The organism is Cellvibrio sp. PSBB006, assembly GCF_002162135.1.
Taxonomy (GTDB): domain Bacteria; phylum Pseudomonadota; class Gammaproteobacteria; order Pseudomonadales; family Cellvibrionaceae; genus Cellvibrio.
In genome coordinates, this window is record NZ_CP021382.1 from 1,507,796 (window position 1) to 1,533,448 (window position 25,653).

A 25,653-nucleotide genomic window follows, 5' to 3' on the forward strand; every position below is an offset into this window, starting at 1 on the left:
AATGACAAACGGACTACGAAGCTCCCTCGCGACATGTAAGACAACCTACTCACTTATCAAAGCCCGCAATCCCTGCGGGCTTCTCTAAAAAATTAAAAGTCTATTGTGAGTTACACGTATTCACACCAATACAACTTTGCTGATTCTCCCAGCCCCAACCATCCACTTGATTAACACACATTGGAAAGTTGGTGCCGTACCAATTACACACAGAACCATTCGCCGGCGTACTTGAACTACTTGAGCTGCTGGAACTACTGGATGGCACACTGCCACTGCAACTTGCCGCCGCAGGCGAATCACCGGACACAAGAATAGAATCAATATTTGCCAGACCACTGCTACCCGTTGCATTCAAACGAAGGGTATGAGTGCCAGAAGAAAGATTGATTGTTGTGGAGACTTCACCCCAGGATGTCCATGCACCGGTCGATGCAAAATCCAGACTTGTTACCACACTGCCATTCACCAACAATTGCGCAGGCCGACTGTCGACGCTGGCAAAGCGGAAAGTCAGCGTGTAATTGCCGCTGCCAGTACTGATCCGCCAATTCACACCTTGGTTAGCGGCGTTGGTGGTGTTGGCAAAACCGCTGCCGGTGAAGCCGGCATTGTTATTGTCGACCGTGCCATCAACGCTGCAAAAGCCCGTGGTGTTTTCCTGGATGGTTATGGATGAAGTGGGAGATCCGCTCACGGGAGTCAAACTCCATTGTTGATTCGTTGCGGCGTTGTAGGTCCATTGCAAAATGTTACCGCCGTCCGCCTGACTGCGAGCTTCCACATCCACCGCTTTACCACTGTATTGCGAAATAATGCCGTAATAATTATCGCCCGCGCTCTGGAATGCCCAGCGTTGATTTTGATCACCCACATAGGCGTTTTGAATAATGTTGGCGCCATCGGCCGAGGTGGGGCCGGCGATGTCGAGCGCCGCGTTGCTGTGTTCAGCGCGAATGGAATAATAACCATCCCCCACCGACGTCACCTGCCAATGCTGATTGGATTGACCGGTGTATTCCCATTGCACAACGTTTGCACCATTCGCTGTGCTGTTATTTTCCACGGCCAGGACTTTACCGCTGGAACGCGCTTCAATCACATAAGTACCATTGGCAATCGCGGCACCGCTGCTGGAGCTGGACGAACTGGAACTTGAGCCACCCAAGGGTGGATTGGGATCGGTACCGACAAAATAAATATCCGGAACCGGCTGTGCGCTCATGCCATCCCCCAGGAAATAACTGGTGTGGGGCGGCTGGTTGTAGGCCACGTTTTGCCAGGCAATGGCGACGCGATATTGCGAATCGTGCATCAGCGTGCGCAGCTTATGCGTGGTTACTGCAGTGGTGGAAAAAATTAATAACTGGGTGTTACTTTCGTTACGCCAAATGACTTCTTCACGCCAGTCACCGAGGATGTCGCCGGATAATCCCGGTGTCGCTTTGGTGCCATTATTTTGTGCTGCGCCCGATTGATAGGCGGTTAGCAAACGGCTGTTGGTGTTGTTACTGTAATTCCATTTATCAATGGTGGTGCCGTTCAATAATTCCCGCAGCAGATCTCCATCCCAATAAACAGCAAAGTTGATGGAGCCAGGTTTGGTCGAGGAAATGACCGTGCCATTGGCTGCGTGCAATCCACCCGCAGAAGCCCAACTCTCGCTACCGGCATAGCGCGGATCAACATCCATGGTGACACCACGCCCCACATCATTGCCGCCACCATTATTGCTCCAGATAATCTGGCCGGTACGCGCATCATGCATCTCGACACCATGTTGGCCGTAGCAGCTCGGGCATTCATGCACCATAAAGACTTCAAGACCGGGGCGACTCGGTAAAAAATCGCCGAGGTGTAACGCATCACCGTGACCAAGACCGGTGCTGTAAAGTCCGCGACCATTGTCATCGATGGTAGCCGCACCAAACACAATTTCATCGCGACCATCGCCGTCTACATCGCCGATGGTGAGGCTGTGTGCCCCCTGCCCCGCATAGGCACTGTTGCCACTGCTGCTACTGTCAAAGGTCCAGCGTTGTGCCAGTTGTCCATTGCGCCAATCCCATGCCACCACAACCGCGCGGGTGTAATAGCCGCGGGACATAATCAAACTGGGGCGCGTGCCATCAAGGTAAGCTACGCCTGCGAGAAAACGATCGACACGGTTGCCGTATCCATCGCCCCAGGAACTGACAGTACCGCGCGCCGGTACATAATTCGTTGTCGCCATGGCGCGACCGGTTTGGCCGTTAAAGATCGTTAAAAATTCAGGGCCGGAAAGAATATAACCGCTGGAATTGCGATAGTCAGCGTTGGCATTTCCGATCACCACACCGGCTCCATCGCGTGTGCCGTCAGCGGTTTTCATCGCCACTTCTGCTTTGCCGTCACCGTCCAGGTCGTAGACGATAAATTGTGTGTAGTGTGCGCCGGCGCGAATATTGCGCCCCAAATCTATTCGCCACAGACGGGTACCGGATAATTCATAGGCGTCGATAAATACATTACCGGTATAGCCGGATTGGGAATTATCTTTGGCATTTGACGGGTCCCACTTCACCACAATTTCATACTGCCCATCACCGTCCAGATCGCCAACACTCAGGTCATTGGCGATGTAATCATAAGCAACACCGTCCGGTGTTGTGCCGCCAGTAGGACGCTGTAAATTAACGGCCAGGTATGGATTGGCCCATACCGATCCCGCTGCACTATCACCCGTTTCATTGCCGTTTACCACCGCGCGAACCGTGTAACTGGCGCCGGTTGTGCCGCTGGCATCAAAGTAATTGGTGCTATTGGTAATCGGCGAATTATTCAGACGCGTACCGTTGCGATACACATTAAACCCGATAGCAGCGGGATCATCGCCCAGCATGCGCCAACCGACAAACACACCGTTACCGGAACGAATCGCCACCACGCCGCGATCCAGATATTCCATCTGCCGCGCAGCCTGTGCTTCGGGTGTTAACAACATGGAATACAAGAAAACAGTCAGTAGGATTAAAAAAAGAAAATACACATTAGGCAATGAACGGGATAACGGCACCCGTTCCAGGTGGATTGATAACATGTTGCTCTCCTGATTTATTATTGGAATAGATTGGATACGAACGACTAAACGCGTTACGGGAGCGAATGCTAAGCACATTGATCAGATAATTAAATGCGGAAGGTCTCAGAATCTTGTGAGGCGGGAAACTAATTTGCTATATAAAACTGATGTTAGCGAAACCAACTATTACAACAGCGCAAGCAGTCAACCGTGGAAAGACGATCTTAAGGTTCACTTTCTTGCGCCAAATAAATTTTATTAATAAAAATTATTTTTTCCTGTTTCAAATGACCCAGGGTATTTTATAAACCTTCCAAGCCGAGAGACGCCGCTTGCCGCTTTATAAAAGCGATATGCGCTTCACTGGTGAAATCACCGGTATAAGCTAGTATCGTCCAGACTTCATGCGCCTGCATTTCTTCATTGGGTTGTAAGGTTTTATACGGCGCATGTACTTCCAATTCCATCAAGCTGGCGGCTGGGTTCTCCGGCTGGTAATCGAGGTACAGCTCAACCTGCCCCTGCTCGGGATGAATCAGCGATTCCGGTTGCAGAGCAAATTGAATGATAAACGCCTGATCGTGATCAAACGCGGCAATCCAGCCAGCTGCTGGCTGGATAAATACCTTGCCGCGACGAATCGTCTTGCCGGCAGGCGGCGCGGCCAATTCGAATGAAAATAATCCCTGTTCAATGTTATACACCGGAGGTGCTATGAGCTCTCCGGGAAACGGATTAACCCGCAATTTTTCTTCATCCTGAATCGGCACGTAAACCCTGGCCTCGGCACGTACCCGCGTGTTGAACCAGATGTCCCAACTCACTGGCGTGCTCCGCGCGTTCCGTGCAATCACATCCAGGCGCACACTGTCAGGGCGTTCCTTTATCAATTGATAGCGTTTGGTGAAAGCAATGCCGGATACCGGGCTGGTAGGTCCAACGAGCTCAATCTGCTTATCGCTTTGTTGTGTAACCTCGTGTTGACTCAACACCAGAAAAGGATCTGGCGGCCAAACCGATTTGGCTTTACGTCGCGCTGCGTTAAGCGTTTGTTGCGTCCACCAGGCACTTTGCGGACCGACCCACATCTCGTGGCCAAGGTAGCCAATATTGTTACTGTCGGCGTTCACCTCCGGCACGGGAATATCATCAATCTCTTTTCCAACGCGCAAAAAATTGGGCGCTTCCCGACGAGCAAAATGTACGACCCGACCACCGATATCTGGCGTTACCTCAACACGGATATGATTATTTTTCAGCGTTAGCCTTTCGATAGCTGGCGGTGTCGATGCCGCACTGACATTTAGCGACAAAGCGAGGAAAAGCATTAATGTCGGGAAGATTACAATTTTTAACATAACCGCAAACCAATTGTTGTTATTGCTGTTGGGATCAGAGAAATTTAAACCTGCGCATCATGCTACGAATCAGGTAGAAGCGCAAATTTCAATGCCACTTGAACACCCTTGACGATGACCGCTTGTACAAAACATTTTGTGCGGTAAGTTACATATAGTGAGGAGCAAGCGTCAACAATGGTATCAACAACCTGTTGCGCCATGATAAAAATTTATCATCAGGAAAATTTCTCACTGTTATTCAACAGGTTAAATGGCGTATTACATCACAGTTCGCGCTTAAGTTATTCATTTTCCCTAGAGCACAGCGGTACAATTTCAGCCAATAAATTTCATTCATTCCAACTCCATTTGCGGCAGTTGGTTGTCATTCAGCAGTGACACCTAAAGCTTCCCCCACCATGAAGCTCGGTGCCATTTGAAAAAGCAAGGAGACCGGTGTGAACAGTCTTTTTAAAACTGGCATGCAATATACACAGGACAATCGCTTTTTACGTATTGAGACAGGGCTCGGCAAAGATGCCCTGTTGCTCAGACGTCTGCAAGGCTCCGAGCCGATTTCACAGCTTTTTCGTTTTGAGTTGGATCTGTTGTCCTATGAAGAGAATATCAACGCCGCCGACATCATCGGTGATCATGTTGCCCTGTTTATCGATGCGAACAGCAGCAAGCCGCGCTGTCTGAATGGCTTTGTTAAAAGCTTTGTTTACACTGGCCTGGAAAAACGGGGGCTGTATGGTTACAAGGCAGAGATTGTGCCCTGGCTGTGGTTTTTGGATAAACGCACCAACTGCCGGGTTTATCAAAACCAGAATGTACAACAAATTATCGAAGCAATCCTGGGTGAGCTGGGTTTTAATGATTATGTTTTTTCGCTGAGTGAAGCGCATCCTGAGCTGGAATATTGCGTTCAGTATCAGGAATCGGATTTTCAATTTATTTCACGCCTGATGGAACAGGAAGGGATTTTTTATTTCTTTGAACACCAAGCCGACAAGCACATTCTACATATTGTGGATAACGCTGCTGCTTATCAAACGCTGGATGACGAGACCCTTGAACACAGCTCGGGTTCACGCGGAAAGCAATACATCAACAGCTGGCAACATCGCTTTCAATATTGTTCCGGCGCTTTCGCACAAACGGATTTCAACTTCGAGAATCCGAATCACTCGCTTCTCACAGAAACCCCCACGTCTATCAAGCTAAAGAATAATGCCGCATTGGAGATGTTCGACTTCCCTGGCAATTATCGTGATACCCAACAGGGCCAAAGCTTGACTCGCTTGCGGATGCAACAGGAGGAGATGGCTTATGAAAATATTATTGCTAACAGCAATTTTCACCAACTGATTCTGGGTCGTAAATTTAAGTTACGCTCCGACGAAAATATTGCTGACAATAAAAAACAATTCGTGATCACAAATATTCAGCATCACGGATTCGATGGCAGCTACCTTGAAGAGAAAGATCCCGATGGCACAGCACTGGGGGCAAGCTACAGCAACCAGTTTTCCTGTATTCCCGCCAAAATCAGCTTTCGTCCACCCTGCCAGATCAAAAAGCCCCGGATTGACGGCGTACAAACGGCGCTTGTCGTCGGCAAGGCCGGCGATGAAATCTACACCGATAAATACGGCCGGATTAAACTGCAATTTCATTGGGACCGTTACGGCAGCAAGAATGAAGAAAGTTCGTGCTGGGTCAGAGTGGCTACGCCTTGGGCCGGTACCAAATGGGGAACGCTGAATATTCCCCGGGTTGGCCAGGAAGTGGTTGTGACCTTCGTCAACGGCGACCCGGATCAACCACTGGTTATCGGAGGTGTCTACAACAGCGCGCATATGCCGCCAGTGTCCTTGCCGGATGGAAAACATTATGCAGGAATGAAATCCCGCTCCGCCAAAGGCGACAGTTCATCGTTCAATGAAATGTCTATCGACGATACCAAAGGATCGGAACAACTTAAATTTAATGCACAAAAAGATTTTAATACCACGGTAGGCAACGACCTCTCGTCAGCCGTCACTGGCAACGCCAGTTACAACGTCGATGGCAACTCATCGTCCACCATTGGCGGCAACGCTACACACAGCGTACAGGGAAATGAAACAGCCAGCGTGCAGGGCAATCAGGATGCCAGTGTTCAGGGAAATCGCAGCAGCACAATTGCGGGCAACCTGACAGAAAATACGGCGGGCAAAGTTGACGCATCTATCGGCTCCAGTGAAAGCCGCACGGTGGGAAGCAATCAGGATCTTACCATTGGCACCAACCAGGTTCTGAATGTCGGGGCTAACCAGACGCTGGGCGTAGGAGCGAATCAGGAAACCACTGTCGGCGGCAACCAAACCGTGAATGTCAGCGGCAACCAGAATATCAGTGCGCTGTCACAAAACGTTTCTATTTCCACCAATGCCAACACATCCGCGCTGAACATTAACGTGCTCGGTCAGGCGCAAATTAACCTTTCCGTGGCGGGTTCCAGTATCAGCATAGATGCCTCGGGCATTACCTTATCCATGGGCGCCAGCTTTGTAAAAATTGATGCGATGGGTGTGAGTGTTATGGGGCCATTGGTCAAGTTGAATTAATTGATATTTGTCTGGGCCGCCCAAAAGGAAGCACCACTCATGAAGAAGCAACCAAACCCGTTTGAAATAGAACTGGAAAAACTTGACGAGCAATGGGAAGCTTTTATTGACAGTGAGCTACCTATATTTCATTGGGTTTTTACACCGGACGATAGCCAACTGGCGTTGACGTTTATCAAAGTCAAAGAACAATTGGATGAAAAAAATCCTCACCTGTTTATTCATTTAAATAGCGAATTTGACAGTGCCGAAAACTTCGGTCACCAGCTGGCTATAGAAATGAACCAGTTGATTGAAGATGGACTCGCTGACGAAGACGAGGATGCATCCGAAGATGACAACCCCTTGCAATGGTCCAAGCCGGATCTGAATGCCTGCCGCAGTGGTTTTCAAGCGCTGTTCCGCTCTTGCAACGCCGCTATACATACCTTTGGTGATTACGTTCACTCCATTACGCTCGCTGTTACACCTAACGCTATTGCGGATACCAGAGCTTATGTCGACTGGTGGGGACAGTGCTGCGATATCCACACGGAATTTACCTGGCCAAAATTACTGCGTCTGATTGTGTTGGATACGCACACCGAATCAGCATTAACCCAGCTTGCCAAAAAAAGAGCGCAGCATATTCACAGCGTTGTCGCACCCGTCAGTATGCGCGATGCGATGCAGGCTGTGTTGAAAGCGGCGGATGATGGCTCACCCGGCGCAAAACTACGCCAGCATATGACAGATCTTCAGGAAGCCGCCGGAAAGCAGCACCGTGACGCATTGGAAACCCATGCTGCTGCCGCATTAACTCTTGTCCAACACCAGCGCTGGCTCGACATGTGGGTCGCCGTTTTATTAATACGTGCGGCCGGTTACCTGAACATGCAATTGTTTGAAGACGCACTGCAAGACTATCGCGCAGCACAAGCTATTGCGCAGCAAGGTGAAGAAGAATCTGTTGCCGGTTGTGGGAAACTACTCGTACAAGCACAGGTATGTGAAGCCACTTGCCTTTTTAATATGGAGTGCTTTGAAGAAGCCGCCATCGTTTACGACAGAGCGGCCCAGGCAGCCGAGCAACGAGAGGATTTATTTTTAGGTCTTGATAGCTGGCGCATGGCAAGCTTTTGTATGGAGCGAAAAAAAGACAATAAACAAGCCTGGGTTTACGCGAAAAATTCACTGGATATCAGCCGAAAGATGGATGCGCAGCAACGCAGCCAGTCGACACTTCCGTTCCTGGGCCAAGCGATGATCCGCCTGAGCCCGACGACTGAAGTCAGAGACCAGGTGAAGCTGACATTCAATGAATTACTCAATGAACATTGGCTCGACCAGGTACAACAGGTGGCCAAAGCATGTTGATCGCCAAACATTTCGATCCAGTCCTCGGCATTGATATTCATATCCTGATCACACCGGCCGGGCCTATCCCTATTCCGCACCCGCACATTGCATTAATTCTCGATCCCATTGATTACATTCCGGTATTTAACCTGGGCGCAACCGTATGGGTCGGTGGTGTACCGCGCGCCGATGCCGGCACTGCCGGCATGCCAATTCCGCATTTTCCCTTGGGCGGCAGCTTTGTTAAACCGCCCATGAATGAAAATGAAATTTTTATGGGCAGCTCAACCGTAGTTGCCGATGGCGCGCCGCTCAGCTTCACTGCCCTACCCGCATTGAGCTGTCATGACATCGGTATGATCGCGCCGATCCGCATGAAAAAACCCAAAAAATCCTACGGGATGGTTTTACCCACATCCGTCCTGTTGGCCATTCCCGTCGGTATGCCTGTTATGGTCGGCGGTCCGCCCACCGTCGATATGATGGCACTGGCTATGCGCGGTGGCATGTCAGCATTGGGCGCCTCGTTTAAAAAGCTGCGCAAGATGCAGAAGAAAAGTCCACGCATGAAAAAAATTTCCAACGCTGTGCATAAACGCGCAAAAAAAGCGATGGATAAACTCGGCGTACCGGCCAACGTGCGCAACAAAGTACACCGCAGTATTTGTACCGTTACCGGCCACCCGGTGGATGTGGCAAGCGGCAAAATGTTTACCGACCACATTGATTTCTCGTTACCCGGCCCACTGCCACTGGTATGGGAAAGAGTCTGGTATAGCACATCCGTTTACAACGGCCCACTAGGCCATGGCTGGCACCATAGTTATGACGTGAAACTATGTGAGGTGGATAATGCCGTAGTCGTGCGCATGGCCGACGGTCGATCCATTGCGTTTCCGTCACTTAAAAACGGTGAGACGAGTTTTGATCGGCAGGAACGCATGACGCTGATCAGAGATGTCCAAGGTTATGCGCTGGATACCAACGAAGAATTGCGCTATCGCTTCGCTCCGTTTAATGACAACAATGAAGATCAGCTGCTGATCTCGCTCAAGCAAAAATCCAGCGGCGCATTGATTGACTTTCAATACACTGCTGAAGGTCTATTACTGCAAATTATTGACAGCGGTGGCCGGTTTATCCGCTTCACGCATACGGACAAAGGGCAAATCCATCAAATTCTATTGCCTGAACCGCAATCCAACATCACGCGCGATCACAAAACGCCACAATTTTTCTGCGCTGTTGAATACCACTATCGCGACGGTTTATTAGTGCAAACGGAAGATGCACTCAAACAGCCACTGGTGTACCACTACGAACACCAATTATTAGTGAAGGAAACCTTTCGTAATAATCTCAGTTTTTATTTTGAATACGATGGAATCGATCACAATGCCCGCTGCGTGAAAACCTGGGGGGATGGTGGTATCTATGGGCGACATCTGCATTATGACACTGCGAACAATATCACCTACGTTAAGGATTCCCTCGGCCAGGTTACCACCTATTTTCATGATGGTGTTTTACCACATAAAGTTATTGATCCGTTACAGCACACCACTCTCACAGCGTATAACGATTATGCTCAGGTGATCAGTGAGACCAATGAATTAGGCTATAGAAGCCAATATGAATATGACGACCGGGGTAACACCACAAAAATAATACGAGCTGACAATGTTAGCCTTCAGTTTATTTATGATGACAAAGAGAATCTTGTAGAACTGATTGATGCGGTGGGCAACAGCTGGCGCTATCAATATGACGCCTTTAATCGTCTTGCAGCCAAGGTAAACCCTCTCGGGCATGCTACCCGCTATGAATACAGCGATGCGGCACTCAGTAGGGTTATTGATGCAGGGGAAAACCAGTTCCATTTTCACTATGACCAGAATCTTAACTTGCGCAGCATTCAGGAAGGAAATACTGAACAAATCCTGCTGGAGCATGATGCCCTCGGGAATCTACTCGCATCGCAGGATAATCGTGGCAACCGCCGCCGACTTTACTATGACAAATTAGGGCGTGTGAACAAAATCGAGGAGCCCGATGGGAATGTTCGGCTCTTCGCTTATGATGGTGAGGACAATATTATTCGCGCGAAGGACCAACAACACGATATTTTTCTTGAATATCGTGGCATGAGCCAATTGGTTTCGCGTACACAAGCTGGCACCAGCATTAAATTCGAATACGACACAGAAGAACAACTTGCCGCCATTTATAACGAACATGGCCGTGCTTATCAGTTTGAGCGCAATGCGCGCGGCGAAATTATTAGTGAGTCCGGTTTTGATGGATTAATGCGGCAATATATCAAGGACCCGGCAGGACGTACCACCCGCATTAACCGTGCAGGCCAGCGCTATTCTACTTATCACTACGACGTCAATAATCAACTTACGCGCGTACTGCACAGTGACGGATCATATAAAGACTTTGCCTACCGAGCTGATGGAGAGTTGATAAAAGCATCCAATGAGGTCGTTTCGCTTCAATGGGAGCTAGACCCACTGGGTAGAATTTGCAAAGAATACCAAGGCGAATTTTGGGTCTCCTCCGAATATGATGCCTTGGGCTACCGTACAAATATTCAATCCTCACTGGGACTCAATCAGCGCATTGCGCGCAATCAACGCGGCGATGTTCTCAGGATCTCCACCGGCGAACAACAATTCGAAGTCGACTTTAAGCGTGATAATCAAGGCCTTGAGATAGAACGCAGCCTGCCCGGCGGTATCCACAGCCGCTGGAGCCGCGACAAACTGGGCCGACCGATTCGCCACGATATAACGCAAGGCAAACAACTTCACAGCAGCAAGACCTACTTGTGGGGTTTAAATAATCGATTACTCAAATTGGTTGACCAGTTCAATCGCGAAACTGTTTTTCAGCACGATGCTTTAGGCAACTTGCTTTCAGCACGTTACAGCGATGACAGCTTTGATCTGCGCATGCCCGATGCCGTCGGCAACCTTTTTAAAACGCAAGCACAAAAAGACCGTGAATATGGACCGGCCGGCCAGTTACTCGCGGCGCATTCAACCAAAGGCACCACGCGTTATCACTATGATGCGGAAGGTAATCTGATCAGCAAGCTGGAACCTGGCGATAAGCTGTGGCGCTATGAATGGAATGGCAACGGCATGCTGGCGAACGTGATTCGTCCGGATGGCAAACAGGTTAGTTTTTATTATGATCCGCTCGGCCGACGAATTCGCAAGACCTTCAACAACAAGGATACCCGTTGGGTATGGGACGGTAATAACCCCCTCCACGAATGGGTTGAATACCTCACCGACAAATTCAACGCAAACCAGTTTTCATCCCGACAAAACATTGCTGAAGATATACGCGCAGACCAGCGTCAACAACTACTGCAAGCCCTCGAACCTCAAGCCCCTCCTGCATTTGCAGAAGGTAGTATCGACAAACCGATCACCTGGCTTTTTGAACCCGACAGTTTCACACCCATGGCGAAACTTGTTGGGAACGAGCACTATTCCATTATCGCCGACCACCTCGGCACGCCGTCTGCCATCTTCGATAAACACGGCCAGCAAGTCTGGTCCAGTGACATCGATGTATGGGGCAATCTACGGCAGCTACGCGGCGAGAGAGATTTTTGCCCATTCCGTTTTCCGGGGCAGTATGAGGATAGCGAGACCGGGCTTTATTACAATCGGTTCAGGTATTATGATCCAGAGGCGGGACGATATGTAAGTCAGGACCCCATCCGTGTACTTGGCGGAATTTCCCTATATACATACGTTAAAAATCCATTAGCTAGTGCAGACCCTTACGGATTGAGGTCTTGCGAAGCTGAAAGTTTAACCCAACAAAGAGAATTGACTCGATTAGCTCAAAATGCCAGAAATGATATGGTGAATGATTTCGATAAATTACTCAGCGAACTCACGCCAGGGCAAATAGATGCTATTGTGGAGTCTCCATGGAGAATGCAGTTGTTTTTTGGTACAGCATTAGAAACCAGAGTTGCTCGCGATGTTCAGGCGCTACAATCTCAAACCAGTAGTATTTTTGCTGGAATGCAATGGACTGGCCGAACTAATGCCCCACAAGATTTTATTAACAGGAATGGAGTCGGCTTCGATATTACAGGTAATAGCATGACATCTATTCTTTCACATCAAGCGAGAAATGGGGTAGACATAGTTGTAACTTACGACTCCATTCCTAGTAACTTAGGCTATGACTTTGTCGCATGGCTCGGATAAAATAGGTAGAAAATACCGTGATCAATTTTTTGAATGAAGTAATCATAAACAATGATGGAAACTATGTTTTATCAGGAAAACACTATAAAAACGAAACATTTGATAATTTTCTTTTGGGTATCGAGGAAAATAGGTGTCTTATCATACTCGACACAATATTTGAGAACTGCAAAACAACAAATGGATTTTTTGTAACAAAGAAAGTAGCATTAAAAAATGTTAAATTTATCAATTTTGACTGTGGAGATGCGTTACATATCAGCTCCGAAACCTATATGGAAAACGTACAAGTTACTGGATCAAAACCTAAAACGCTCTGGATAAAACCAACAGATAAAACTATCGAAAATAGTTTGATAAATAGTGGCCAACCAAATCGCATCATCGACATATCAAACTACGAAGGAGAAGTTAGCATAACTGGCATACCAGTTAGCAGGATAATATTTAACCCTGAAAAACAAATACCACTGACTCAGGAGTTACATGAAAAAATAGACTGGAAATCGCTTCAATTCAGTCCTTCTAGCTATTGGAAGTTGATGATTAGAAAAATATTCGCGGACGGAGCAAAAGAAGGAATATTTTCAATTCCTCCTGTAACGAACAAAAACTATCAGCGATCCATGCAAGAGCTAAATATTTTAAAAACTCATGGATACGTTAACTAATATTTTCCAGAGATGATTGTACTTAAAAACCCTAAGGGAAGATTATTAAATAGCGATAAAATTATTATTCTATTTAAAAAATCTACTCTTAGAGAAGAATATCAAGTCGATTATCGCAAAATCATCACCGCACTCTGCACATGCTGCGCTGCCTCATAACCCAGGCTAGTCAGGTATCCACCATCAGCATGGGTTAGCAGGCCCTTTTCAAAAAGGCGTTGCGAGGCAGCTATGGTTTCTGGTGTCGCATCGGAATGCACTTTAATGCCGGCTTGGGTGGTCGACAAATCAAATTTCAGAAGCACATTCATTTCATCGAGCATACCAGTAGAAATTGACATAAGTAGAGTTTCCTGTGTTATTAAAATTATTCGCTTCGCACAATAGGCATCATTACCAGTATCGGCATTAGTTAAACATATCTTTGTCCACTCCCCCATTAATGAGACATTTCTAAACTAGAGTTTTCCAGTTTTGCTCGATAAGCCGAAGGCGGCAGATGGCCAAGGCTTTCATGGGTTCGCTCCTCGTTGTAATCCACTCGCCAGAACCAGACCATTTCTCTTACCTGAGTCAGTGATTCAAACAAATACGCATTCAAAAACTCTCGCCGGAAAGAACCGTTAAAGCGCTCCACAAAACCATTTTGCTGTGGTTTGCCTGGTTGTATATAAACCAGCTTGATGTCATTCTCATCGCACCAATCAGTCAATCTCGCCGATATCAATTCTGGACCATTATCCACACGCAATTGCCTTGGTAGCCCGCGCTCTATCTTGAGCTGTTCCAACGCACGAACGACTCGCTCAGCCGGTAATGACGTATCGACTTCAATAGCCAGGCACTCACGCGTTCCTTCATCAAGGATATTCAGCGTTCGGAAGCGTTTGCCGCAGTACAAACTGTCGTGCATAAAATCCAATGCCCACTGATGATTGGCTTGTGCAATAACCGCCAGTGGCTGAACAATTCGCTTGGGTAAAACACGTTTAACCCGGCGCTTCAAGTTCAATCCCATTTGGCAATACACGCGGTATACGCGCTTGTGATTAAACGGATAACCTTTGTGGCGAATGCGCCCGTAGCATTTCCAGAAGCCCGCTTGCGGTGAACGTTTTAGTTCGTTGTTAATCGCATCAATGACAGCAGCATCCCGTTTTCGCCAGTCACGTTCGGGGCGGTAGTAACTGGCCCGACTGACATTAGCCAGCTTACACGCGCTGGCAATATCAACGCCGCGTTCAACCAAGGACTGTGCACAGGCCTTTTTCTCTGCTGTCACCAACCCTTTTTTGCAAACAATTCCTTCATTGCCTGGTTTTGGAGGCTGACATCAGCGAACATTTTTTTCAGCTTCGCATTTTCCTCTTCAAGCTCACGCATGCGCTTCAGCTCGGAGGTGTCCATGCCGCCGTATTTTGACTTCCAGTTGTAGTACGTCGCGTTGCTAATGCCGTGCTTACGGCAGACGGTTTCTACTTTCATCCCGGCATCCACTTCTTTAAGGATGCTGAATATCTGGCTTTCGGTGAATCGCGATTTCTTCATAATAGTAGCCTCCTGAGATAATATTCTCAGAAAACTCCAGTTATGTCTGTCTCAGGATAGGGGAAGTGGACATCTTCATCAAATAAATTTTACAAACAAATACCCTTATTCCTGCTGATTTTTCACCAGATACTTTATTAAAACACCCATATTTTTAATATACGCACCCGTTGAAATGCCTGTTACAGGATCATCAGTTTCATAAGGTGAAGTGTCCCACTGATCACCGACATTGGTATTCGAAAAATTACCTGCTGCAACGGTGGCGGGTGCACCACCACGATAAGAATTGGTGGTGTAATGCAGCTTAACAGGCCAGTAACCTTCCTGATTCAACTCCTTTCTCAAGCGCTCCGCATCTTCGCTGAGGCTTTTACCAAGGGAGGTTGGCAGCGCACGAGTGTTTAGATCCGATAGGTTGATATTGCCCAGCGTAAAGTAACGCGGAAGCTCCACCGCTGTTTTGCTTTTCAAGGGCGATCCTTTTGTTAACACGTCGGGAGTTAGTGCTTTTGCCTCTTTAAAGAGCTGTCGCAATTGCTCAACGTCGACATGGCGGATTGATCGGTAATGGATTAATTCATTACCCGGTTCGTAGTCAACATAATATTCGCCATTGGTGACATTAGAGCCATGCCGGTGGGTATAGAGTGTTTTACCGGTACCGACTTCAACAAAGGTAGGGTGGGTCCGACCACCAGTGACATTTTTACGCGGCAGGCGCACGGCATCAAGCCAGTCCAAGGCGTCCGGAATGCGCGCTAAAAATTTCGTTTCGCCGGTCATACGATAAAATTTTAGCAATTGACGAACATTCTCGGCGGTTGTTGCTGGCGAAAGCGAACGTGGTTCATAACTGCGAGCGCCGGCGGGTTGTAGCTCCGTCGTGTATTGCAATGCCCAACCCGGCTGAGGCTGCCCCAACTGAGTAATCAGGAAGGCATTCATTGCGCGAATAACAGGTTCACGTACACGCTGCTCGCCCAATACCTGATAGCACATCAGTAAGAAATCAATATTTTCCTGCGCGACATCATCATTAAATGTAATGAACGATGTGTAATCAGGCTGCCCGTTACGTGAATATTCATGGCGAAGCGGATAGCGCTGCGGCCAACCACCAATAGGGTATTGGCTGTCGAGCATAAAGCTGATTGCTTTATCAAGGGGCGGACGATAGGTAGGATCAAGTTTTTCGTTATATAGACGCAACAGGAATTTGGCCGCTTCCGCCGTTCCACCGTCATCAAAGGTAGCATTGCCGTAATAATGATGGAACTCCTCCAGACGCCATGCATTTTTTCCGATCGTCTTATACCAATCGCGCAGTGATGCTTCACCGCCAAAATCGGCGACGTAATTCCAGCCCCCGGCCGGATGCTGAGCCCAGATGATTGCACCGGCCACCTGCTCTGCTGCTGCGTAATAATACTCATCGCCGGTTGCATGATAAGCATCTAAAAAAACATGGCCCATGGTTGCCGTTCCAGGCGGCTGAATCCAGATCATGGTCTCACGCGCTTCCAGCTCTCCCCAGCGGCGTGAGAAATCCGGCAAATAGAACCATACATATCCTCCGCGGTGGCTGACCTTTTCCACCATAAAGCGTGTCGCACGCTTCATAGTGTCTTTCACTTCATCAAGTGATGGCTCTTCTGAGAGTTCAGCAGAGGTCGTCGCAGCAGGAAAAACCACAGGTAGGATGCATATGCAGAGTGAGCATAATGCGCGAAATAAATAATTGGATATATTGAGGCGGTGCTTGATCACAAACATGTCAGTCTCTGTCGTTATTGTAGATAGACCGATGACTCTCACCGATAAAACAATATTGTTATCTTTTGATGATAGCTGCTCATGTCAGATCCGCATCGACTCTTAACATTTTTTATCGCGTTTTTCAGGCGTGTAGGCCGGAATGCGCGGATATACACTATTATTTCCCCATAAAAAAAGGCGACCGAAGTCGCCTTTTTTCTACCATCCGAAAATTACCAACCGGTAACTTCTTTCAGGGCTTTGCCGATATCGGCCAGACTTTTCACAGTCTTCACACCAGCATCTTCCAGCGCAGCAAACTTCTCAGCAGCTGTACCTTTACCACCGGAGATAATTGCACCGGCGTGTCCCATACGCTTACCGGCAGGCGCAGTGACACCAGCGATATAAGAGACAACTGGCTTGGTTACATTCGCTTTGATAAATGCCGCCGCTTCTTCTTCCGCAGAACCACCGATTTCACCGATCATGACGATGGCTTCGGTTTGTGGGTCTGCCTGGAACAATTTCAGGATGTCGATGAAGTTGGAACCCGGAATCGGATCACCACCAATACCTACACACGTGGACTGACCAAAACCGTAGTCAGTGGTTTGTTTAACGGCTTCGTACGTCAGCGTACCGGAGCGAGAAACAATACCGACTTTACCTGGCTTGTGAATGTGACCCGGCATAATACCGATCTTGCACTCACCCGGAGTGATCACACCAGGACAGTTTGGTCCAATCAGACGCACACCCAACTCGTCGCATCTTACTTTTGCATCGAGCATATCCAGGGTCGGGATACCTTCAGTAATACACACAATCAGTTTGATGCCGCCGTTGGCTGCTTCAAGGATTGAATCCTTACAGAAAGGTGCCGGAACATAAATAACCGACGCTTCAGCGCCAGTGGCTTCTACGGCTTCTTTAACGGTGTTGAATACTGGCAGACCGAGGTGAGTTTGGCCGCCTTTACCCGGCGTTACACCGCCGACCATCTTGGTGCCATAGGCGATCGCTTGTTCAGAGTGGAAAGTGCCCTGAGAACCGGTAAAACCCTGACAAATAACTTTGGTGTCTTTGTTAATTAAAACGCTCATGATTTTCCCCCTGGGCCCCTTATGCGTTAGCCGCTGCAGCAACCACTTTCTGGGCAGCGCCAGTCAGGTCGGTGTCAGCAATGATATTCAAGCCGCTGTCAGTCAGCACTTTTGCACCCAGTTCAGCGTTATTGCCTTGCAAGCGAACAACAACCGGTACTTTTACGCCAACTTCTTTCACAGCGCCGATAACGCCTTCAGCGATCATGTCGCAACGCACAATACCACCAAAGATATTGATGAATACGGCTTTAACATTGTCGTCTGACAAAATAATTTTGAATGCTTCAACCACACGTTCTTTTGTTGCACCACCGCCCACGTCAAGGAAGTTAGCGGGTTGACCGCCGTGCAACTTAACGATATCCATGGTACCCATTGCCAGACCGGCGCCGTTAACCATGCAGCCGATGTTGCCGTCGAGCGCTACGTAGTTAAGTTCCCAGGAAGCAGCGTGCGCTTCACGCGCATCTTCCTGTGAAGGATCTTGCATTTCTTTTAATTCGGGATGACGGTACAGAGCATTACCATCGATGACCAATTTGGCATCCAGGCAGTGCAAGTTACCTTCTGGTGTAATAACCAGTGGGTTAACTTCCAGCAGTGCCAGATCTTTTTCTTTAAACAGTTTGGCCAAACCGAGGAAAATATTAACGAACTGACTGACTTGTTTGCCTTCCAGACCCAACTTGAACGCCAGCTCGCGCCCCTGGAACGGTTGCGCACCCACTAAAGGATCAATAGTCGCTTTGAGAATTTTTTCCGGGGTTTCGTGTGCAACTTTCTCGATCTCTACACCACCTTCGGTGGAAGCCATGAACACGATACGACGGCTTGAACGATCAACCACAGCGCCCAGATACAACTCTTTAGCGATGTCAGTGCAGGTTTCCACCAGAATGCGGCTAACCGGTTGGCCTTTCTCATCAGTTTGGTAAGTCACCAGGTTTTTGCCTAACCACTTTTCGGCAAAGGCTTTGATTTCATCTTTGCTTTTAACGAGCTTTACACCGCCCGCTTTACCGCGACCACCGGCGTGAACCTGAGCCTTAACAACAAACATATCACCACCGATCTTGTCGGCGGCTTCTACCGCTTCAGCAACAGTCGCTGCGGCGATGCCTTTGGATACAGGCAAACCATATTGGGCAAAAAGTTGTTTACCCTGATACTCGTGCAAATTCATGGTGTTATTCCATTTTGACGAATGGTTGAGCTTGATGAGTATTCATAACAAGCCAACGGAAGTTATCGATGACGACGCAGTCTTGTGAACAGCGCCGCCCCCTGGGGTGAGTTATTAACTCAAGCGTAAGACTCTGCGGTCTTCTTCATCTTCATCGAAACCGAACTGCAACAATATGTTGCGGGTCGATTATCAGCGCTTCTTCTTGTTGGCAATGTGAATGGCGTGACCATGCACAGCCAGAGCTGCTTCGTGAATGGCTTCAGACAAGGTTGGGTGACCAAATACCATCATGCCAATGTCTTCTGCACTGGAACCGAACTCCATAGCAATAGCGACTTGCTGAACCAGGTCGGCAGCGCTTGGGCCAACGATATGGCAACCGAGGATGCGATCAGTTTCAGCATGGGCAATGATCTTCACCAGGCCCTGGGTTTCGTTGGCGGCCATGGCGCGACCACTGGCAGCAAAGGGGAAAGTGCCCACGTTGTATGGCTCACCCGCTGCTTTAACCTGCTCTTCAGTTTTACCAACAGCGGCCACTTCCGGATGGGTGTAGATAACATTAGGGATGATGTCGTAGTTCATCACGGTTTTTTGGCCGGCAATGCGTTCAGCAACCATCACACCTTCTTCCGAACCTTTGTGCGCCAACATCGGCCCACGCACCACATCACCGACAGCCCATACACCGGGCGCGTTGGTGGAGCACAAGTCGTTAACATAGATGAAGCCGCGCTCATCGAGATTTACGCCGCTGTCAGCAGCCAACAAACCTTCGGTATAAGGACGACGGCCTACACACACAATCAATTTATCAAAGGTTTCTTTTTGCTCTTTACCGTCTTTGTCGGTGTAGGTAACAACAACTTCATTGCCCTTCACTTCCGAGCCGGTTACGCGGCAACTGGTGCGAATATCCAGGCCTTGTTTGGTGAGAATTTTTTGCGTCTCTTTGGCAATTTGCTGGTCCATGATGGCGAGGAAGCTATCGAGCGCTTCCAGCACGACAACCTGTGAACCTAAACGATTCCACACGCTGCCCAACTCAAGACCAATCACACCCGCACCAATCACACCCAGACGTTTTGGTACGGCATCAAACTCCAGGGCACCGGTAGAGTTGACAATGATTTTGTTATCGACCGGAGCAACAGGAATATTGATGGGACTGGAGCCGGACGCCAGAATCACATTTTCTGCTTCAAGGACAGACGCCTTACCTTCGTTGTCAGTGAACTCGACTTTACGCCCAGCCAGCAATTTACCTGTGCCGTATAAACCGGTCACACCATTCGCTTTGAACAGTGCAGCAATACCACCGGTCAATTGCTTAACGATCTGCGCTTTACGCGCGATCATCGATGGCACATCGATTTCAATACCTTTAGAGGTAATGCCGTGAACTTTAAAGTCGTCTTTGGCTTCATGATACTTGTATGAACTATCGAGCAGCGCTTTGGAAGGAATACAACCGACGTTCAAACACGTACCGCCGTTCACGCCTTTACCTTCTTCGTTGCGCCACTTCTCAATGCACGCGGTTTTTAATCCCAATTGTGCAGCACGAATTGCTGCCACATAGCCGGCAGGACCGGAACCAATTACGATCACATCATATTTTTCAGACATAGCTTTCGTTCCCAAATTTGGTCGATGTGGTTGCCCGAATTATCGGGCAACCCAAGTAAGACGGGGCATCAGTTAACCGAAATGGATAACCTAGATTTCCAACAGAATGCGCGCCGGATCTTCAAGCAGATCTTTGATCGCTACCAGGAATTGCACCGCTTCTTTACCGTCCAGCAGACGGTGATCGTAGGACAGCGCCAGGTACATCATCGGCAGAATTTTTACTTCGCCGTTAACGGCCATCGGGCGCTCCTGAATCTTGTGCATTCCGAGAATGGCAGACTGCGGCAGATTCAGAATGGGAGTAGACAGCAGCGAACCAAACACACCGCCGTTGGTGATGGTGAAAGTACCGCCAGACATTTCTTCAATGCCCAATTTGCCGTCGCGGGCACGCAGACCAAAATCACGAATGGTATTTTCAATCGTTGCCAGGCTCATATTTTCTGCGTTGCGCAATACGGGAACCACCAGACCTTTGTCGGTAGAAACAGCCACACCGATGTCCTGATAACCGTGATAAACGATGTCGTTGTTATCAATTGACGCATTGACCGCCGGGAAACGGCGCAGTGCTTCCGCAGCCGCTTTCACAAAGAAACTCATAAAACCCAGACGGGTGCCGTTATGGGCTTTTTCAAATTGATCTTTGTATTTGGCGCGCAGCTCCATGATCGGACCCATGTTCACCTCATTGAAGGTGGTTAACATGGCCGTGGTGCTGGATGCTTCCAACAGACGCTCAGCAATACGCTTACGCAGGCGAGTCATCGGCACACGTTTTTCAACGCGATCACCCACAGCATCCATCGCCGGTACTGGCGCAGCTGCGGTCGAGGAAGTTTTTGCAGCCGGCGCACTCGCCGGAGCGGACTTCAAATGATTGGCGACGTCTTCTTTGGTAACACGTCCATCTTTGCCCGTGCCGGATACTTCAGCGGCATTGATGTTATTTTCGCTTGCCATCTTGCGTGCCGCAGGATTGACCAACTTGTCACCGCCGGCGGCCGGCTTGGCTTCCGCAGCCGGTGCTTCCGCTTTGGCTTCTTTATTTTCAGCCGGGGCGGCCGCAGCGCCTTCCACAAACTTGGCAATCACTTCATTGCTAAGAACTGTGTCGCCCTCACCTTTTATGATTTCACTGAGGCTGCCATCAGCCGGCGCCACAACTTCCAACACGACTTTATCGGTTTCGATATCAACGATCAGCTCATCGCGTGATACGGCTTCACCCGGCTTCTTGTGCCAGGTCGCAATAGTCCCATCCTGCACGGATTCAGGGAAAGTCGGGGCTTTAATTTCAATACTCATTGCTCTTCCTTTATCTCTCGCTGTGATTCGGTAAACATCTCATACTGAATACTAGACATTCAGTGCTTCGTTGATGAAACGTGTTTGTTCTTCAAGGTGAGCAGACATATAGCCGCCCGCTGGTGCTGCCGATGCATCGCGACCAATGTAATCCAGATACAGATCTGGATTGTGATCGTGCACCACACGACGCATGTGATGCTGGCTGCTGTACCAGGCGCCCTGATTCATCGGCTCTTCCTGACACCAACGGATATCCTGCAAATTGGCATAAGGCGCCAGTGCGGCACGCAGCTCTTGTTCGGGGAATGGATAAAGTTGTTCAAGACGAATCAGCGCAACGTTATCCTGATTACGGGCAATACGTTCTTCCAAGAGATTGTAGTAAACCTTGCCACTACACAGGATGGCGCGCTTCACTTTAGCCGGATCGACACTGTCATCGGCAATTACGTTCTGGAATTGACCATTGGCCAGCTCTTCCAACGTGGAGGTTGCCAACTTGTGACGCAGCAGCGACTTGGGGCTCATTACCACCAAGGGACGGCGCATCGGACGAACAGCCTGACGACGCAGCATGTGGAAAACTTGCGCCGGCGTTGTAGGCACACAGACCTGAATATTGTGTTCGGCACACAACTGCATGAAACGCTCAAGGCGTGCAGAAGAGTGCTCTGGCCCCTGACCTTCATATCCGTGCGGCAACAACATTGTCAGGCCGCACAGACGGCCCCACTTGTGTTCGCCACTGGTAATAAATTGGTCAATCACGACTTGCGCACCGTTAGCAAAATCGCCAAATTGCGCTTCCCAAATAACTAATCCGCCAGGCGCCGTGGTGGCATAACCATATTCAAATGCTAATACAGCTTCTTCTGACAGATAAGAATCATAGAGTTCGAAATCCGGCTGTCCCTCTTTCATATGCGACAGAGGTACGTAGCTGGAGCCGTCTTTTTGGCTATGAACTACCGCATGTCGATGAGAGAAGGTACCGCGTCCCACATCCTGACCGGTCATACGAACAAAGTAACCTTGCTCCACCAGAGTGGCATAGGCCAATGTCTCCGCCATACCCCAGTTAAGCGGCAGAGCACCACCCGCCATCTTGCGGCGGTCTTCGTAGATTTTTTCAACTTGCTTTTGCATGACGATGCCATCGGGCACCTCACACATTTTATTGGCAATCGCTTGTAAGGCTTTTAGCTCAACACCGGTATCGCTGGGTGCGGTCCAATCATGACCGATGTAGGCGGACCAGTCGACAAAGAGTGAACGATCCGGCTCACTCACCAGACCACTGGCTACGTGCTCACCGCGATCCAGTGCTGCACGATAGTTGTTGGTCATCTCGTCAGCCGTTGCCTGATCCAGCAGACCAGCACTGATCAACTTATCGGCGTACAAGGTACGCGTAGTTTTATGGCTGCGAATCACCTTGTACATCAAGGGTTGAGTCGCTGACGGTTCATCAGTCTCGTTGTGACCACGACGGCGGTAACATACCAGATCGATAACCACATCTTTCTTAAACTCGTAGCGGTAATCCATGGCCAATTGCGCCACAAACAGGACCGCATCAGGATCATCACCGTTCACGTGGAGGATGGGGCATTCAATCATCTTGGCCACATCGGTGCAGTACTCGGTGGAACGGGCATCTTCACGTTTGCTGGTGGTGAAACCGACCTGATTGTTGATCACGAGGTGCAGTGTTCCGCCGGTGCCATACGCACGGGTCTGTGACATCTGGAAGGTTTCCATCACTACACCCTGGCCAGCAAATGCTGCATCACCATGGACGACGATAGGCACAACCTTGCCACCCACTTTATCTTTGCGGCGATCCTGGCGTGCACGCACAGAACCTTCTACCACCGGAGATACAATTTCCAGATGCGACGGGTTAAATGCCATTGCCATGTGCAATTCGCCACCCGGCGTCATCACGTTGGACGAGAAGCCCTGGTGATATTTCACATCCCCGGACGTATCAACCAGACGACGGCCATCAAACTCGGCAAACAAATCCGCCGGGCTTTTACCGAACACGTTAACCAGCGTATTCAAGCGACCGCGGTGGGCCATGCCCAGGACAATTTCTTTCGCACCGTAGGTACCAGCGCGTTTCACCAAGGCATCAACAAGGGGGATAAAACTCTCACCACCTTCCAGACCGAAGCGTTTGGTACCCGGGTATTTACTGTCCAGGTGACGCTCAAGGCCTTCGGCTGCGGTCAAACGCTCCAGTACCGCCAGACGCTGCTCTTTGCTGAATTCCGGGTTGGAACGCACACTCTCCAGACGCTGCTGCAACCATTGCTTTTCCGCCAGATTGGTGATGTGCATGATTTCCGGGCCGACATGACCACAGTAGGTTTTTTCCAACGCAGCGATGATGTCACGCAGAGGGGCTTCTTCTTTACCGATATACAGGTTACCGGTCTGAAAAACCGTATCGAGGTCAGCATTGGTCAGGCCATGAAAACCAAGGTCAAGGTCCGGTACCTGCTCACGCTCCATCAAACCTAGTGGATCGAGCTGGGCTTTTTGATGCCCACGGAAACGATAGGAGCTGATAAGTTGCAGAACCTTTACCTGCTTGCGCTCGTGCTCAATGCTGACTGAGCCCGCCGCTGCAGGAGCAGTCACGGTACGCACGCGGCTCTTGCCTAGCTGCTCAAACTGAGCACGAATCACCGAGTGCGGGGTATCCTGGGTTACAACGCCGTTGACGCGCGGCAATTGTTCGAAGTAGTTGCGCCATTCTTCGGGAACGGCATTCGCGTCGTGTAAATACTTGTCGTAGAGCTCTTCGACGTAAGCAGCGTTCCCACCGGAGATGTGCGACGTGCTCCAAAATTGCTCCATGATGCTGTCTTGCATTCCACCCACCTTAATCATGGGGACCGCCAGCATAACCTGCGAAGGACGCTGACCTGGGCTCTGCCCACTACCCCTGCTATCAACTAGCTGTTAGCTACAATAACGCCCTCAACTTGTGGTCGAAGGCGCCGCTTTTAAGCCGCTGTGTTCATAATTACAGCGAACAGTGTTAATACCTTGCGCTGATGTTCTGGGCTATCAAGCGCAAGGCATCAAAGATTTACCGCCTGCAAATACACAAAAGCGCCACCTTAGGTAGCGCTCTGTAACAGCATGTTGCGGATATGGCCAATGGCCCGTGTCGGGTTCAACCCTTTGGGACAAACCGCCACACAGTTCTGGATACCGTGGCAGCGGAATACGCTGAAGGGATCGTCCAGATTAGACAAACGTTTTTCAGTGGCGAGGTCGCGGCTATCCGCCAGGAAACGATACGCCTGCAACAAACCGGCAGGTCCGATGAACTTGTCCGGATTCCACCAAAAAGATGGGCAACTGGTTGAACAACAGGCACAGAGTATACACTCATACAAGCCATCCAGCTTCTCACGATCTTCCGGAGATTGTAACCGTTCGATCGCTGGCGCTGGCGTGTCGTTCTGCAAATAAGGTTCAATTTTCTTGTACTGGTCGTAGAATTGGGTCATATCGACTACGAGGTCACGGATTACCGGTAAACCTGGCAGCGGGCGCAGCACCAATTTGTTGTTCTTGACACATTCGGATATAGGCTTGATACAAGCCAAACCATTCTTGCCGTTGATGTTCATGCCATCAGAACCACAAACACCTTCGCGGCATGAGCGACGGTAAGCCAGGCTTTCATCCTGGGCTTTTAATAATTCCAGCACATCCAGCACCATAAGATCTTTACCCTGAGTATCGATCTCATAGGTTTTCATGTACGGCTCTTTATCGGCGTCAGGATTGTAGCGGTAGACTTCAACTTTCAACATTTATCTG

At 49.2% G+C, this 25,653-nt stretch carries 15 protein-coding genes; 4 read left to right on the plus strand and 11 right to left on the minus strand.

Features of this window, described 5'->3' with window-relative positions; translation table 11 throughout:
- Positions 1-100 precede the first annotated feature (100 nt).
- On the minus strand, positions 101-3,079 hold the full coding sequence (locus CBR65_RS22625; RefSeq protein WP_087466070.1) for an RICIN domain-containing protein: 2,979 nt from the start codon (positions 3,077-3,079) through the stop codon (positions 101-103).
- 284 nt (positions 3,080-3,363) lie between these two features.
- Positions 3,364-4,419 carry a DUF4380 domain-containing protein gene (locus CBR65_RS06290; protein WP_087466071.1) on the minus strand — a complete coding sequence of 352 codons (1,056 nt, stop codon included), beginning with the start codon at positions 4,417-4,419 and terminating at the stop codon, positions 3,364-3,366.
- Positions 4,420-4,859: 440 nt separating this feature from the next.
- Here CBR65_RS06290 and CBR65_RS06300 point away from each other — a divergent pair, with 440 nt between their 5' ends.
- The 4 genes from CBR65_RS06300 to CBR65_RS06315 are packed head-to-tail and all read left to right on the plus strand — an operon-like array spanning position 4,860 to position 13,263.
- A complete protein-coding gene (locus CBR65_RS06300) occupies positions 4,860-7,013 on the plus strand; it encodes a type VI secretion system Vgr family protein (protein WP_087466073.1) in 2,154 nt (717 codons plus the stop codon).
- Between the two features lie 39 nt (positions 7,014-7,052).
- The gene (locus CBR65_RS06305) at positions 7,053-8,369 is read left to right on the plus strand and encodes a hypothetical protein (RefSeq protein WP_087466074.1); all 1,317 of its coding nucleotides are present in this window, start codon (positions 7,053-7,055) and stop codon (positions 8,367-8,369) included.
- Positions 8,363-12,592 carry a DUF6531 domain-containing protein gene (locus CBR65_RS06310; RefSeq protein ID WP_087466075.1) on the plus strand — a complete coding sequence of 1,410 codons (4,230 nt, stop codon included), beginning with the start codon at positions 8,363-8,365 and terminating at the stop codon, positions 12,590-12,592. Before CBR65_RS06305 ends, CBR65_RS06310 begins: the two co-directional genes overlap by 7 nt.
- 29 nt (positions 12,593-12,621) lie before the next feature.
- Positions 12,622-13,263: a hypothetical protein gene (locus tag CBR65_RS06315; RefSeq protein ID WP_157671990.1), complete on the plus strand. Its 642-nt coding sequence runs from the start codon at positions 12,622-12,624 to the stop codon at positions 13,261-13,263.
- Positions 13,264-13,373: 110 nt separating this feature from the next.
- On the opposite strand, the gene CBR65_RS06320 is transcribed toward CBR65_RS06315, so the two are convergent.
- From CBR65_RS06320 to CBR65_RS06360, 9 genes are all read right to left on the minus strand, one after another.
- Positions 13,374-13,604, minus strand: a complete 231-nt coding sequence (locus CBR65_RS06320) for a TIGR02647 family protein (protein WP_087466077.1) — start codon at positions 13,602-13,604, stop codon at positions 13,374-13,376.
- A gap of 98 nt (positions 13,605-13,702) precedes the next feature.
- Positions 13,703-14,811 (minus strand): IS3 family transposase gene (locus CBR65_RS06325; protein WP_087466078.1). Its coding sequence is split into 2 segments (ribosomal slippage): positions 13,703-14,559 and positions 14,559-14,811, totalling 1,110 coding nucleotides; the frame shifts between segments, so codons are not numbered across the junction.
- A 105-nt stretch (positions 14,812-14,916) separates the two neighbouring features.
- Complete coding sequence (locus tag CBR65_RS06330; protein WP_232461373.1) at positions 14,917-16,506, minus strand: pectate lyase; 1,590 nt, start codon at positions 16,504-16,506, stop codon at positions 14,917-14,919.
- Between the two features lie 296 nt (positions 16,507-16,802).
- The gene (gene sucD / locus CBR65_RS06335; RefSeq protein ID WP_087466080.1) at positions 16,803-17,675 is read right to left on the minus strand and encodes a succinate--CoA ligase subunit alpha; all 873 of its coding nucleotides are present in this window, start codon (positions 17,673-17,675) and stop codon (positions 16,803-16,805) included.
- Positions 17,676-17,694: 19 nt separating this feature from the next.
- Positions 17,695-18,861 carry an ADP-forming succinate--CoA ligase subunit beta gene (gene sucC / locus CBR65_RS06340; RefSeq protein WP_087466081.1) on the minus strand — a complete coding sequence of 389 codons (1,167 nt, stop codon included), beginning with the start codon at positions 18,859-18,861 and terminating at the stop codon, positions 17,695-17,697.
- Positions 18,862-19,053: 192 nt separating this feature from the next.
- A complete protein-coding gene (gene lpdA / locus CBR65_RS06345; RefSeq protein ID WP_087466082.1) occupies positions 19,054-20,493 on the minus strand; it encodes a dihydrolipoyl dehydrogenase in 1,440 nt (479 codons plus the stop codon).
- Between the two features lie 90 nt (positions 20,494-20,583).
- On the minus strand, positions 20,584-21,804 hold the full coding sequence (gene odhB / locus CBR65_RS06350; protein WP_087466083.1) for a 2-oxoglutarate dehydrogenase complex dihydrolipoyllysine-residue succinyltransferase: 1,221 nt from the start codon (positions 21,802-21,804) through the stop codon (positions 20,584-20,586).
- 51 nt (positions 21,805-21,855) lie between these two features.
- A complete protein-coding gene (locus CBR65_RS06355; protein WP_087466084.1) occupies positions 21,856-24,690 on the minus strand; it encodes a 2-oxoglutarate dehydrogenase E1 component in 2,835 nt (944 codons plus the stop codon).
- 251 nt (positions 24,691-24,941) lie between these two features.
- Positions 24,942-25,646 carry a succinate dehydrogenase iron-sulfur subunit gene (locus CBR65_RS06360; RefSeq protein ID WP_087466085.1) on the minus strand — a complete coding sequence of 235 codons (705 nt, stop codon included), beginning with the start codon at positions 25,644-25,646 and terminating at the stop codon, positions 24,942-24,944.
- Between the last annotated feature and the right edge of the window lie 7 nt (positions 25,647-25,653).